Source organism: Acinetobacter sp. YH12068_T (genome assembly GCF_024606005.1).
In the GTDB taxonomy this organism is placed as follows: domain Bacteria; phylum Pseudomonadota; class Gammaproteobacteria; order Pseudomonadales; family Moraxellaceae; genus Acinetobacter; species Acinetobacter amyesii.
The window spans coordinates 2,208,198-2,222,379 of record NZ_CP094555.1 but is presented as its reverse complement, the minus strand read 5'-3'; the positions used below and the strand labels follow the sequence as shown (position 1 = coordinate 2,222,379).

11 protein-coding genes, 5 tRNA genes and 1 pseudogene are annotated in these 14,182 nt (G+C 38.8%); 3 read left to right on the top strand and 14 right to left on the bottom strand.

The window, feature by feature from the left end; all coding sequences use genetic code 11:
* Positions 1-74: 74 nt before the first annotated feature.
* Entirely contained in the window at positions 75-674 is a 600-nt protein-coding gene (locus MST18_RS10735; protein ID WP_180133656.1) for a YiiX family permuted papain-like enzyme, read from the top strand.
* Positions 675-740: 66 nt separating this feature from the next.
* On the opposite strand, the gene MST18_RS10730 is transcribed toward MST18_RS10735, so the two are convergent.
* The 6 genes and pseudogenes from MST18_RS10730 to MST18_RS10705 all read right to left on the bottom strand — a co-directional run bounded on the left by MST18_RS10730 (position 741) and on the right by MST18_RS10705 (position 3,815).
* Positions 741-816, bottom strand: a tRNA-Glu gene (locus MST18_RS10730).
* 58 nt (positions 817-874) lie between these two features.
* A tRNA-Glu gene (locus tag MST18_RS10725) sits at positions 875-950 on the bottom strand.
* Positions 951-974: 24 nt separating this feature from the next.
* Positions 975-1,050, bottom strand: a tRNA-Glu gene (locus MST18_RS10720).
* A gap of 132 nt (positions 1,051-1,182) precedes the next feature.
* A pseudogene (locus MST18_RS10715) lies at positions 1,183-2,088 on the bottom strand (alpha/beta fold hydrolase).
* Positions 2,089-2,197: 109 nt separating this feature from the next.
* Positions 2,198-3,616, bottom strand: coding sequence for an amino acid permease (locus tag MST18_RS10710; protein WP_078189154.1), 1,419 nt, complete (start codon positions 3,614-3,616; stop codon positions 2,198-2,200).
* Between the two features lie 123 nt (positions 3,617-3,739).
* Positions 3,740-3,815, bottom strand: a tRNA-Glu gene (locus MST18_RS10705).
* A 106-nt stretch (positions 3,816-3,921) separates the two neighbouring features.
* Here MST18_RS10705 and MST18_RS10700 point away from each other — a divergent pair.
* The gene (locus MST18_RS10700; protein ID WP_180133655.1) at positions 3,922-4,614 is read left to right on the top strand and encodes a hypothetical protein; all 693 of its coding nucleotides are present in this window, start codon (positions 3,922-3,924) and stop codon (positions 4,612-4,614) included.
* 156 nt (positions 4,615-4,770) lie between these two features.
* Here the strand turns inward: MST18_RS10700 and MST18_RS10695 are convergent, their stop codons facing one another.
* From MST18_RS10695 to pyrC, 8 genes are all read right to left on the bottom strand, one after another.
* Positions 4,771-6,198: an amino acid permease gene (locus MST18_RS10695; RefSeq protein WP_078192919.1), complete on the bottom strand. Its 1,428-nt coding sequence runs from the start codon at positions 6,196-6,198 to the stop codon at positions 4,771-4,773.
* A gap of 128 nt (positions 6,199-6,326) precedes the next feature.
* On the bottom strand, positions 6,327-6,479 hold the full coding sequence (locus MST18_RS10690) for a hypothetical protein (RefSeq protein WP_180036011.1): 153 nt from the start codon (positions 6,477-6,479) through the stop codon (positions 6,327-6,329).
* A 65-nt stretch (positions 6,480-6,544) separates the two neighbouring features.
* Positions 6,545-7,312 carry a hypothetical protein gene (locus MST18_RS10685; RefSeq protein WP_180133654.1) on the bottom strand — a complete coding sequence of 256 codons (768 nt, stop codon included), beginning with the start codon at positions 7,310-7,312 and terminating at the stop codon, positions 6,545-6,547.
* Positions 7,309-8,145, bottom strand: a complete 837-nt coding sequence (locus MST18_RS10680) for a hypothetical protein (RefSeq protein ID WP_180133653.1) — start codon at positions 8,143-8,145, stop codon at positions 7,309-7,311. The genes MST18_RS10685 and MST18_RS10680 overlap by 4 nt, the downstream gene beginning before the upstream one ends.
* Positions 8,146-8,204: 59 nt before the next feature.
* The gene (locus tag MST18_RS10675) at positions 8,205-10,742 is read right to left on the bottom strand and encodes a TonB-dependent receptor plug domain-containing protein (protein ID WP_180133652.1); all 2,538 of its coding nucleotides are present in this window, start codon (positions 10,740-10,742) and stop codon (positions 8,205-8,207) included.
* Between the two features lie 201 nt (positions 10,743-10,943).
* Positions 10,944-11,019: transfer RNA gene (locus MST18_RS10670), tRNA-Glu, on the bottom strand.
* A gap of 20 nt (positions 11,020-11,039) precedes the next feature.
* A complete protein-coding gene (rnt, locus tag MST18_RS10665) occupies positions 11,040-11,699 on the bottom strand; it encodes a ribonuclease T (RefSeq protein WP_078189149.1) in 660 nt (219 codons plus the stop codon).
* A complete protein-coding gene (gene pyrC, locus MST18_RS10660) occupies positions 11,684-12,718 on the bottom strand; it encodes a dihydroorotase (protein WP_078192914.1) in 1,035 nt (344 codons plus the stop codon). Before pyrC ends, rnt begins: the two co-directional genes overlap by 16 nt.
* Before the next feature lie 151 nt (positions 12,719-12,869).
* Here pyrC and MST18_RS10655 point away from each other — a divergent pair, with 151 nt between their 5' ends.
* The gene (locus MST18_RS10655; RefSeq protein ID WP_180133651.1) at positions 12,870-14,126 is read left to right on the top strand and encodes a diguanylate cyclase; all 1,257 of its coding nucleotides are present in this window, start codon (positions 12,870-12,872) and stop codon (positions 14,124-14,126) included.
* The last annotated feature ends 56 nt before the right edge of the window (positions 14,127-14,182 follow it).

The window sequence follows — 14,182 nt, the reverse complement described above, 5'->3', positions numbered from 1 at the left end:
ATTAGAATAAGGGCAATCGGCATACATCCATGTTATGGTTGCCTTCATTCATATCAATATTGCTTACAATAAAAATGTCTAAAATTTTAATATTAACGGTCATTCTTTCGGGGCTCAGTTCTGCTCTCTATGCCCAGTACGTATTTCAGACGGGAGATATTATTTTTCATATCTCAAAGTCACAACAAAGTTTAAGCATTCAAAAGGCCACACATTCGCCCTATAGTCACATGGGCATGATCGTAAATAAAAATAACCAAACGTGGGTGCTTGAAGCCATTCAACCTGTGCAATACACCACTTTAAATAAATGGATCGCGCGTGGGGAGAATGCTCACTATGTCGTAAAAAGGCTCAAACAACCCTTAAATGTGCAGCAGAAAACGACGCTGGTACAAAATGCAGAAAGGTATTTGGGCAAACCCTATGATATATATTTTGAATGGGATGACCGTGCAATTTACTGTTCTGAAATTGTTTGGAAAGCTTATCAGCATGCTTTAGGAATCGAACTTTCTCCATTACAACAACTGAAACAATTTGATTTAAAACAATATGAAGTGCAGCGCCTAATGCGGCAGCGCTATGGTCAAAATATTCCGCTAAATGAGCAGGTGATTGCCCCTAAGGCCATTTATGATTCAAAACTTTTAAAAGAAATATTTAGAAATTAAGGCAATAAAAAAGCCCAAGTCGTAATGCTTGAGCTTTTTAATGAGTGGTTAAAACCAACTCGAATATGGCGTCCCTACGGGGATTCGAACCCCGGTTACCGCCGTGAAAGGGCGATGTCCTAGGCCTCTAGACGATAGGGACAGTACAGAAAGCAAATTTTAAAACCGTTTATTTTAGTCTAAGTTTTTAGACTAAATAATGGCGTCCCTACGGGGATTCGAACCCCGGTTACCGCCGTGAAAGGGCGATGTCCTAGGCCTCTAGACGATAGGGACTTAATAAAATGTACTTCTGAAAATTGGCGTCCCTACGGGGATTCGAACCCCGGTTACCGCCGTGAAAGGGCGATGTCCTAGGCCTCTAGACGATAGGGACGTTTCAGAGGTGGGCGTATATTAGGGTGAAAATTGGGGGGTGTCAAACGCTTTTCTATAAATAAATTCAGTTTTTGTTGTTGAGTGCATAAAATTAAAACAATTTGCTAAAAATGTTTGAAAAATACATTATTTATGTCGATTTTTTCAACACTTGTAAGATTGTAGCAATAACTTCTGGATGCGTTAAATATCCAGCAATATCGTGTGGGTGTTCAATCGATGTCTGAATTTGCTGGTTAATAATGGCGGGTTGAAAATCAAATGGTGCCTGACTCAGCGGAAAAGCGCTGAGAAAATCATCATGTGAATAAAAGTTTAACCAATCGCCTGAAATTGCATCAGGTCGCTGTAAAGGCTGAGGTAAGTGGGCTTGGATGACACGAAAAGCCAAAGGTGAGCCCAAGGTGATAAAGCGCTGTATGTTGAGTTCAGGATGTAACAGTAAAAAATGATACGCAATCACGCTACCTAGCGAATGTGCAATCAACAGGGTGGGTTTCGTTTGATGTAATTGCTCATGCAGACGGGTGTGAACTGCCTGAATAAAGTGTGGATTGGATAAATAGAGATAAGTTTCGACCAAAAATTTATGCAAAAGTGTGGCATGTAATTTTGGGAAATAATTCATTAAAACTGCAAAATCGCGTAGGGCAAGATCTTTGCCAAGTGCAGTGATCGATTTGAATGATTAGCTTAATCCAATAGCATCATTGAGGGTGATGTCAGGTAGATTATTTTGTACAGCGTGATGCTCAAGTACTTTTGGTGATTTTTCTGGGAGTTCAGTATGATGGATAAACGGAAAATGTGGCCACGTTTGAGGCGTCAAGGTGCTGGCTTGAAGCATATTCTGCAAATGATAACGCGTGAGTAAGTCCCCATAAAAAGGCATGCGCATATGGTGCTGTATATACGATAAAAAAGTCTCTTGATGGCTTTGCTTTAAGCCTTGAGACAACAGTGCAAGCCAATGCTGTTCGAGCGAACGTGCAGTTTGTTGCTGTTGATTCATGCCATGGATAAAGATGATCTGCATCTTGCACCTCATCAACGGAACAATTTTTATTCTACTTTTATTAAAATATAGCCATAAAAAAAGAGCAACCGAAGTTACTCTTTTATTGTGTTTGGTATGACAACGCAGATCAATCTTTGTTGTGATACAAGGTGTAGTAGCTGATATAACATGCCACAATGAAGATCATACAGCAGATAAAGCCAGTCAACATTTCTGGGTCAAATACCATACTAATACAGGTAATCAGACAGAATACAAAACCGAGTATCGGCACGATTGGGAAGAGTGGTGCAGCAAAAGCTAAATCTTTTGCAGTTTTGCCTTCTTTATACCACTGACGACGGAAGTTGAATTGGCTTAAACAAATACTCATCCACACTACCACCATGGTAAATGCCGCAACACCTAACAAGTTTTTGAAGATGGTTTCTGGAGCGAATTGTTCAGACAGTAAGCCCGGCATACCACCGATCATGGTCACAATCACTGCAACATAAGGAATACCGCGCGAGTTCACTTTAGAGAACACTGCAGGTAATTGCTTACTATAGGATAATGACCACATCATTCGAGATGCAGCAAATAAACCTGAGTTTGCAGCAGAAAGTAGGGCTGTGATAATCACAAAGCGGATGATGTCTTCTGCATAAGGAATACCAATGTGCTGGAATACCGTTACGAAAGGTGAACTACTTACACCTTCGGCAGATAAGCCGGCTTCTTGGTGTGGCAATAATGCAGTAATAACAACAATAGTACCCACAAAGAAAATCAATAAGCGGAAAATCGCCGTGTTGATGGCTTTAGGTACATTTTTCGCTGGATCTTTGGTTTCACCCGCAGCAACACCAATCAGTTCAGTACCTGAGAATGCAAAGTTAACAATCAACATAGTAGCGAAGATTGGGAATAAGCCTTCAGGGAACCAACCTTGTGCAGTGAGGTTGCTAAACAGTGGTGCAGCTTCATAGCCTCGATAGCCTAAAACACCAAAAATGGCCAATAGACCTAAAATAATAAAGGCTACAACGGTAATTACTTTGACTAAAGCTAGCCAAAATTCAGATTCAGCAAACCATTTGGTTGAAATCATATTCAAGCAGAATACAAAAGCACCAAAGATTAAGGTCCACATCCACATAGAGCTGTCTGGGAACCATTCCTGCATTAAAAGTGCAGCAGCAGTAAATTCAGTTCCTAGCGTTACTGACCATGTCAGCCAATACAGCCAAGTGATGGTATAACCCGTACCCGGTCCGATATAGCGTTTAGCATAAGCGCCAAATGAACCAGATTCAGGCATATGTACAGCGAGCTCGCCTAAGCAAAGCATCACCATATAGGCGATAATACCGCCTAAAAAATACGAAATAATGGCACCTACAGGCCCCGTTTGTGCAATGACTTCACCCGAACCAAGAAATAAACCAGTACCGATTGCGCCGCCAAGCGAAATCATCACCAGATGTCGAGTACTCATAGCGCGTTTTAACGGCGCAGAATTGCCCTGATGCGAAGCATCATTCGGAGAATGTGATGACTGCATAGAGAAAAAGGAGAATCAAATAATGAAGCGAGTAATTGTAGAGAAGAATGCAATGATGATGCAATCAATTAATATAAATTATAGATAAATAAACTTTAAGTTTGTCAGAGCTGACAGAAAAATTGGCGTCCCTACGGGGATTCGAACCCCGGTTACCGCCGTGAAAGGGCGATGTCCTAGGCCTCTAGACGATAGGGACGTTTTGAGGTGGGTGTATAATACATAGCCCATCTATATTTGTCAAAATAGAGTTTGATTGTTATATTCTAAATGTATATAAATGAAACAAAAACAGAATTTTTTTAATGAAAAATAATTTTAATGAGTTTATTTCTGGAATTTTATTTGAAATCAATCAATTTAATGTGGGCAAAGTCCATGAAAGATTCTATATAGTTTTATTGAATTATTTGCATTGGTTTGAAGTTTATCCAAATAATTTTTCTTCGTATATCAGTAAATCAGAGTTTGAAAGAATTATTGATGAACTTTTATTTAGGGATTTAGATGGGGAAAGTAGAATTACGTATAATCACCTCAAATCTTTAGATGATTCTCATTATTTTTTAGATATCCAGAGCTTTTTTAAATTATATCTAATCTTAAAGGTTCGAAGATATCAGTTGTCTAGTGATGATATAGAACTTGAAAAATTAGAAAAAAAATTGGATGTATGTTTTGAGCCAATGTTGTGGAGTAAAGACAAACAAGATTTATTGGTTATTAATCGTGATTTTCCTGAATTTAAAAAACAGATGAATTCAAGTCGGGTGCTTTTGCCACTTTCATTAATAGTTTTTAACTTTACTTTTGTTGAATTAATATCTAATACAAGTTTGAGAGTATCTATCCAAATATTTCTAGCAATAGTAGCTGCGTGTCTTTTAGCTAATGTTTCTAAGGGGGCAAAATCCGAAAAGGACTCATTAGAGTTGAAAGTATGGGATTATATCTTGGTGTTGAGCGAGGATAAAAACTCATTGACGAAAAGCAGTTGAACTATTTCCTTAAATTATAATTTGTACAGTGGTTTTTGTGGATTAAACTGCTCCCACAAATCATTTTTGAATTTATATGGAAACCCTAATTTTTCTCTCATAGGGAAGAGAAATAGTTTCATAAAAAAAGGTGGCTAATGAGCCACCTTAACTATTTTATTTATCGTGATATAACCAATAATAACCTGCATAACACGCTGCCATAAAGATCAGACAGCCAATAAAGCCAGAAAGCATTTCAGGATCTGCAGCCATACTTAAACCTGTTGCGGTACAGCAGACAAAGCCAAGAATTGGAACCAGTGGGAACCATGGTGTACGGAATTTAAGCTCTGAAACGCTATGACCTTGTTTCAGCCATTGGCGTCGGAAGTTAAATTGACTCCAACAAATACTCATCCAGACGATCACCATGGTGAAAGCGGCAACCCCCATCAAGTTTTTGAAGATGACATCTGCCCCAAATTGTTCTGACAATAGACCCGGTAAACCACCGATCATAGTGACTAATACAGCAATATAAGGCACACCAGTTTTGCTTAATTTGCCGAAAGCACGTGGTAATTGTTTTTGTGCGGACAGCGCCCACATCATACGTGATGCAGCATATAAACCAGAGTTAGCTGTAGACAGTAAAGCCGTAATAATGACGAAACGAATTAAGTCTTCTGCATAGGGAATGCCCATCAGGTTAAATACGGAAACGAATGGGCTACTACTTAAGCCGCCATGTCCGCCGACATTTAAACCTGCATCGGTATAGGTCAACAGTGAACTGATGACGATAATAGTGCCGACAAAGAAAATGATTAAGCGCCATACCGCAGCATGAATGGCTTTAGGCACATTCTTTTCAGGGTTTTCAGTTTCACCTGCAGCGATACCAATCATCTCCGTACCATTAAAGGCAAAGTTCACGATCAATAGCGTGGCAAACAGAGGGAACAAACCATTTGGCAGCCAACCATGTTCTGTCAAATTGTGGAACATTGGAGCTGATTCATAGCCTTGGAAAGGTACGAAACCAAAGATGCAGGCAAAACCAAGGATGATGAAAATCAACACTGTTGCAACTTTCACCATTGATAACCAAAATTCTGACTCTGCAAACGCACGTGTAGAACTTAGATTAGAGATCAGTACGCCAGCTGCAAAGATCAGTGTCCATAACCAAATAGAGGTTTGTGGAAACCATTCCTGCATCAAAATAGCCGCCGCAGTAAATTCTGTACCTAAGGTGGCAGACCAGCCCAACCAGTACATCCAAGACACCATATAACCGGTACCCGGGCCAATATAATTTGTCGCAAAAGCACCAAAAGAGCCAGAAACAGGTAAATGTACGGCAAGCTCACCCAAACAGAGCATAACCATGTAGGCGATTAGACCGCCAATAATGTAGGCAAGTACAGCGCCCAAAGGCCCAGCTTGTGAAATAACTTCACCTGAACCCATAAACAAACCAGTACCAATTGCACCACCAAGTGAGAGCATCACAAGGTGTCGAGTCGTCATCGCACGTTTAAGCGATGGACTTTTACCTTCAGCAGACGAGTGTTGCGAAGGTTCAGAGGGAGATTGCATAGTGAAAAGAAAATTAAACGAAAGGTATATTTTATGATTGAATGCAGTGAAATGATTGATAAATCGAATTTTTCTTATAATGTGATAATACTGATCTAAAATTTAAATCTTTAGCACTGACCATTGGATTAATGGTCAGGAGTTTGATACTCAGCTTCAGAAGTTGCAGGTACTTGAGTTTGTTCAGCTACAGGGGCTTTGGTGTCATCGCGGCTCACAATATACAGATAGAGTGCAGATGGAAATAAGATGGCTAAAACCAAGAGCAACTTTTTAAACATAGGGTGTTCTTACATCAAAATAGATCAAGCTGAAGTATAAACAAAACCAGTCAGGCTGTAATTAATTAAAGTTTACGGTTTTTCTGTTCTAGATTGGATAGGATGACTTGGTAAATGTCAGGGTAGTGTTGTTTAAAGTTCCGTTGTTGCATGATCGTAATGGTTGAGGCATTTGGCTCGACACCCAGTTTTAAAATTTTTTGGGTTAAAGCGAGTTGAGGGGAGCGACCATCAAAATGTGTATTTAGTAAGTTACCATCGGTATATTTTACTGTGAGTCCGATATTCAGGAGATAATCAAAAACATCAGGCAAACCAAAACCGGCAGCTTTGTAGAGTAAATTATATGTGTCTGCACGATAGCCACGGCCGTATGTTTGATGTGTTTTTAATAATCCTAATGCATTATAAAATTCTAACTTGGCAATAATTTCTTGTTCATTAATAGAACCATCGCCATTTTTTAAAGTCCTATTGATGGTATTAAAAGTGACATCGTTTGAGCTAGGTTTGCAATTAGCAGCAATCAGTCGCTTGATATCTTGAAGTGGAAGTACAAGATGCGCTGTGTCACACATTTTTTTAACTTCTTTATTTTTCATTTTACTGTTTTGAATATTTTTATTTTCAAATTCCTGCACTATGGCTGACCAACCATATATGTTTATAAATTTATAATAACGAGATGCATCATTTGTCATCCCTTTGATCTCTTTAAAGTCTTGAATGTTTTTCACTGATGGTGCATTGGTAGCGTGATTTTGTGGCACTGGAGCATTTGCAAAGCAATGCATACTCATTAGCAGGCAGCTGGTAATAACGATGTTTTTCATGGTTTATGTGTTTTTAATAAATTGTAAACGTTAGGATATTTGGTTGAAAAGTCATTCTGTTTTATTTGTTTATAAACGTTACTATTGGGCTCGATTCCTGCATTCAGTAGTTTTTGAACCAAACTCACAGAAGGGTTACGGCCTTTGATATTGTCTAAAATTAAATTACCATCCACGCCCGTGTAATCGACACCAATACTCAGCAAATAATCAGAAACGTCTTTTAGTCCCCAACCAATTGCGTTAGATTGCAAAGAGCTTTTTTCTTCATACGGGCCAAATTTATACGTAACGTGAGTTTGTAAAACATTTTCCGACTTGTAGAGTTTTAATTTTTCAATGATTTCGTTTTGATCTATTTTGCCTTCTGCATTGGTTAATGCGCCATTAATAATCATAGAGGATGAACGGCCATTGAGTGGTTTGCAATTTGCTTTAAATAAGCGTTTGGTTTGATCGGCAGTACTTAGACTCAGTGCAATTTCGCAAAGTTTTTCTTTTTCCCCTTTAGGCATTTTACTTTTTAGAATGGTTCCATTTTCAAAATCAAGAACGATTGATTCCCAGCTGTATTTGCTTGCTGTTCGATAATACTGTATTGCTTCTTCGCTCAATTTTTTTGGTTTTTTCGCTTGTATTTGAGTGTCACGATCGTTGGTTTTGGAAATAAAAGATTCTTGGTCATCATTCAATGCTGTTTGATTTGTCTGATTGGCATCGTGCTCAACAGTATTTGAAGGATTTGTCGGTAGGCTGGCTTCGGGTCTAAAAATGTAGATGAAGATACCGAGACATACTATGCACAGGCCAAAGAGTAAGATTATTTTTTTCATGTTTTATTCTATTTGAAAATGAATCAAGAGCGTTTTTAGGCGCTCTTGATAGGGGAAGTTTAAAATTTAAATGTGACATCAGCAATGAACTGTCGCCCAATTTCAGATCTAAGTCTGTTGGTCGACTCACTAATACCTGGGGTGGTATAGATATTATGTCGATTGGTAATATTGTTAATGGTTAAACCGAATATTGCTTTGAGGTCTTTAGCGAAATTGAAATCATAAGTGGTACGCATATCCCAACTAAATCGAGGTCTAATCGTATCTGTAGCATAGGCTTCCAACAGGACACCATCATGTTCAACTTTGTTTTTTAGTTTATACGTATCTTTATATTCAGATTTGTAGCTTAAGAAGTTATTAATCTTTAATGGTAAATTTGAAAACTCAATGTCCCAACCAAAACGAGCAGTCCAAGGCTGATTGAAATTTTCAACAGGACGTTCATTAAATTGGATGAGGCTGCCGTTAAAGATAATATCGCGATCTTCAGCAGCCGTATTACTGTTAACGTTATATGACTCAGAATAGTCTAAATAATTTTTTTCTGATTCAGTGTAATCAAAGCCAAAGTTAAACCCGTGCAGAGAGTTTTTATATACGACTGGCAGCGTATTTCTGAGTGTGAGTGTGTAAATGTCAGCTTTTGCTTTACCACTATTACTATATTCAAAATGATCGATGGTATTGCTGGTGGTTGGATCAATAAAACGATTTTTTGTGATTTCATCTTTGCTATCGCGATTCACCCATTTCAGACCAAGGTTCCAGTTTTTAACTTGGCTATTAATGGCAAACACAATTTCGTCAGCATAAGGGGTCTTTAAATTGGCACGTTGAATATTGGAATTAGCTAATATTAAATCTGATAACCCAGTTTGAGTCCAATAGTCTTCAGTTTGATTTTTTGTGCGTTTTAAATTGTATTCCAAAAATGCAAGTTGATCTTGCAGTTCAGTGGCTAAGGTATAGTTTGCATAATATCGATTCCATCCCGTAGTGAAGGACAGAAGATCATTTTTTAGCGGTTTATAGTTAAAGGCAGTACGAGGTGCAATATTTAAATTTTTCGACAAGCTATCATAATCTGCACGTAAACCTAAACGCGCTGAAAAATTATCCCAAGTCGATGTGTTTTCAATGAAGGTATGCACACGTTGTTGGTCAATATTAACTTTACCTTTTTGATAATACTTGCCATTTGTTTGATATTGGCCTTGATAGTTATTTTCATCCGTTGCTTCATCACAAAGAATATCACCTGCCGTACAGCTAATGCCTGAACTAGATGTAAAAGTCTTAGGCTGATTATACATATAGGCATCGTTAGGCCGTTCCCATGCAACTTTAGAATAGTCATAGCCCATACCAAAGCTTAATTGTTGCATGCTGTTGCCAATCTGAATGGTATCAAACGCATTTTTTAGACTATACGAAAATGTATCTTGGTGTAATTCAATATCACTACTTGTGGCACCTTCACCAGGATTGGAACTCCAGTTTTTAGTTGGTGTTTGCTTCCAAAGAATGCTGGTAGTTGAATCATTTTCACGTGCTTGGCTTAGCGTTTGATAGCTAATATTTTGTTTTAATGTTGAATTATTGAGTTTACTTTCTAATTCACCAAAAAATGTCAGCGTTTCTGTATTGCTAATACTTTTTGAATTTATTCGCTTATCAACGAAATTTAGACTGTCCAAATCCCCTAAATCAAAGCCAAACTTCGTTTTGGTTGTGTCCGAAGGTGTGTAAAAAAGGGTAGTCCCTAAGTTGATATTATTACGCTCGCTTTTGACTTTACTGCGATCTTCTAAACCACTCATTACTGGAACGATGGATTCACGTTTAGAGGCATAACTATTGATGCCCCATTGTTCAGAGAGTTTGCTGTATAGATTCAGGCTTAGGCCGTGTTTTTTATATTCTTTATTATTTGATGAGGTTGGATCTTCAAACTCTGCAGCTTCTTCTTCATCGGTAAAATGATAACGTGACCAATCACTTTCCGTGTAGTCGTAAGTAAGGGAGCCGTGGATTTTGCCAATTTCAGTATTTGGGGCACAAGTTTCAGCATTAACTACACCACCTGTAAATTCGCCGTATGCTGCAGAAACATTACTATCGATCAATTCTAATTTACAAATTAAATCGGTATTTAGGGCCATCCCTTGTGAGCCACCATCTAGTTTGCCTGAATAGGAGTCGCCACTTGCCAGAGGGTCAAGGTTATTGGTGGTATTGACGCCGTTAATTACAAATTTATTTCGGTAAGTTTGCGCGCCATTAATAGAAATCTCGGATGGTCGTAGCTCAGCCTGTGAATCTGCAGAACGTTGTTCACGGCTAAACTGCACATTTGGATTAACTTTTAAAAAGTCTGTGATATTTTTTGAGCTATTCGGCGTTTTTTCTAAATCTTCTTTGGTGTAGACGGTTTTACCTACTTCTGGCTTGGCTTTGACTTCAACCTCAATAGGTGTCATCGACACCGTATTGGTTTTGATTTCTTCGGAGATCTGGCTTTCATTTGCATACGTTTGAGATGCTAAAGCAGTCAAAATTGCGATATTAAGGGGAGAATAGGCAAAGCGCATGGCTGTCAACAATTATGCAGATAAAAACGATAGCGATTATCATTAACTTTACAGGAATAATCAATAGAAATGAGAATTATTTGCAATAAGTGATTTTTTAATACACAACAAATTCAATGAAAATTTTGAATAATCAGGAGAGATGGTGATGTGTATTCAATAGACTTGAATATTCAGCTTGGAGAAAGTCTGAATAAGAATTGGCGTCCCTACGGGGATTCGAACCCCGGTTACCGCCGTGAAAGGGCGATGTCCTAGGCCTCTAGACGATAGGGACGTTTAGAAGATGGCGGTATCTTATTGATCCGCCATCATAGTGTCAAGTAGGTGAGGGCCGAGTTTGTTCAAAATATAACAGAACAGTTCAGCGGTCTTCTGAGTATCGTAAAGTGCAGAATGTGCTTCTTTGCCATCAAACTCAATACCAGCTTGAATACATGATTTTGCCAGCACAGTTTGTCCAAACATTACAGCGCTCAAAGTCACTGTATCGAATACGGAAAAACTATGGAAAGGATTTTGATTTTTTGTTCCTGTACGTGCAATCGCTGCCTGTACAAAACCTAAGTCAAAATGGGCATTATGACCAACTAAAACCGCGTGAGTGCAGTTCTGTTGGCGACGTACTTCATTTACTGCTTTGAAGATACGTTTTAATGCTGATTTTTCATCTTCAGCCATGGCCATACGCATTGGATTAAATGGATCTACACCAATAAAATCCAGTGAACGACGGTCAAGGTTGGCACCTTCAAATGGATTGATATGTGCATGGTGGGCTTCACCCGGTACAAAATTACCTTCTGCATCATACACAATAGGAATCGCTGCAATTTCCAGTAAGGCATCGGTCTGTGAATTAAAACCTGCTGTTTCGACATCGACAACAACAGGTAGGAATCCACGGAAACGTTGACCAATGACTGGTCGAGTTTCATCTGTCACACTTTTCTCCATTGGATGGTCTTACCCGCATACAACGGAATAATTTTTTCGCCATCCAAGTAGTCTAAACTTTCAGGGATCACTTGATCTTCTTTTACCAAAGTAATGGTATTGGTATTTCGAGGGAGTCCGTAGAAGTCTGCACCAAAGTGGCTTGCAAAACCTTCTAAACGGTCGATTTTACCGACTTGATCAAATGCTTGAGCGTATAGCTCAATTGCTGTTGGTGCACTATAACATCCTGCACAGCCACATGCATTTTCTTTAGCATTTTTTGAGTGCGGCGCACTGTCTGTACCTAAGAAAAATTTAGGGTTCGCACTGGTCGCAACTTCGAGCAAAGTTTGCTGATGGGTTTGACGTTTTAATATCGGTAGGCAATAGAAATGCGGTTTAATGCCACCCACCAACATGTCATTACGGTTAAACAATAAATGTTGCGGTGTGATTGTCGCAGCCACATTACGGTCTTGTTCTAATACAAAATGCGCAGCTTCACTAGTAGTGATGTGTTCTAGCACCAATTTTAATTTAGGGAACTGTTTTAACAGTGGAGAAAGCACTTCATCAAGGAAACGTTTTTCACGGTCAAAAATATCGACATGGTTATGCGTCACTTCACCATGTAACAGTAACGGCACTTGGTGTTCTTCGAGTTGCTCAATCACACCATAGACTTTACTAATATCACTGACACCACTGTCTGAGTTCGTGGTTGCACCCGCTGGATAGAGCTTAATGGCATTAACATGCTCAGACTCTTTAATTTTTTTAACTTCACTTGCAGGGGTGTTGTCTGTGAAATAGAGCACCATACGCGGGTCAAAGTGAACGCCTTCAGGAACATTTGCCATGATGCGTTCACGGTATGCATTTGCTTCTTCAACGGTTTTTACTGGTGGTACGGTGTTTGGCATACAAATCGCACGAGAGAATTGTTGTGCTAAATCAGGAACTGTACGCTTTAGGGCTAGACCATCACGTAAATGTGCATGCCAATCATCTGGCTGAAGAAGAGTAATCGTATTCACAGCGATTCCAAGCTTGGAAATAAAACAAATGATAATGCAAATAATGTGAAAATGGTAACGAGATTTATGTACAAATGACTGAACAGATATAAATAAAGAATAAAACTGTGGTATTTTTAAATGACTAAAAGAATTAGATAAATGCTTGGAAATGGAATACAAGTATAACCTTGCAAAGTTGCAATACGATAAAGAAAAAATAGAGGAACTGATTACACGGCAAACTCGTCGTGTAGGGGAAATGTTTCCTAAAAAACTGGAAACTCAATTTTGGACTTTAAGCCTCGATCGTGCGCAAACCAACATACGTCATTTTTTTTGGATGGGAGTGTTGATCTACTTTGTGCTCACGATGCTGATCATTCCCGGAGATTACTGGATAATTAATCAACAGCATTTTGTGCATGATTTTATTCGTTGTTTGGTTGGTCAGCTCAATGGTGCGCTGTGTCTTTTGGCTTTATATACCTTTGCCCGTTATGACCGTCTGAAACCTTATTTTTCACATGCCAGTATGTTTGTAGTGTTTTGGGCCGTTATTTCAATGTCTTGGCTCACCATGACCGTGTATACCGAAGCACTTAAACATCAGGCCATGATGATCCTTTGTATGATTTACATCTTGAGCTATATTTTGACTGGAGTGAAACCGGTTCAAATGTTGATGTCTGGATTATTGGCTGCTGTGGTCACCATGTTGATGCTTTTTTCATTAGAAGTGAAATTTGATGTGATGGTGTTGGGGCGTGTACTGATTGGAAGCTGTGTATTGGGTTTTGCAATCAGTAAGATGCTCTGTGCGCGTGAACGGATGATATTTTTGAATATGCTGCGTGCGGATATTAGTGAAAAAATCCATCGTATTCATACCACAGAGCTTTTACATTTAAGTCAGCATGATGAATTAACCAAGATTTCAAACCGACGTACTTTTGATGAAATGCTTGATACCTTTTATGAGCAATCTCGACGTAATAACACCTCGCTTGCTGTGCTATTTATCGATGTCGATCATTTTAAAAACTATAACGATTTCTACGGTCATCAAAAAGGCGATGATGTAATTTCAACCATTGCCAAAACCATTAAAAATGCCATTCGACATATGGATTTTGTAGCGCGATATGGTGGTGAAGAATTTGTGGTTTTATTGCCTGAAACCGATGCGCATGGTGCTTATGCGGTAGCGTCAAATATTTATAAAGCAATCGATCGTTTAGAAATTCCACATGCCAAATCACAGGTTTCAAATCACGTCACTATTAGTTTGGGGATAACCGTATATCGTGCGGAGATGCTGACCAAGGAAGAGTTATTGACGATCGCTGATCAGGCTTTATATCGTGCAAAACAACTCGGACGGAATCAAATTTACTATCAATCGATTCGTTCAGCGCATGTGGCTTAATGTTTAATAACATTGAGAAATTCTCTGAAATCGGCAATAAAAAAACCGCGCAAAAT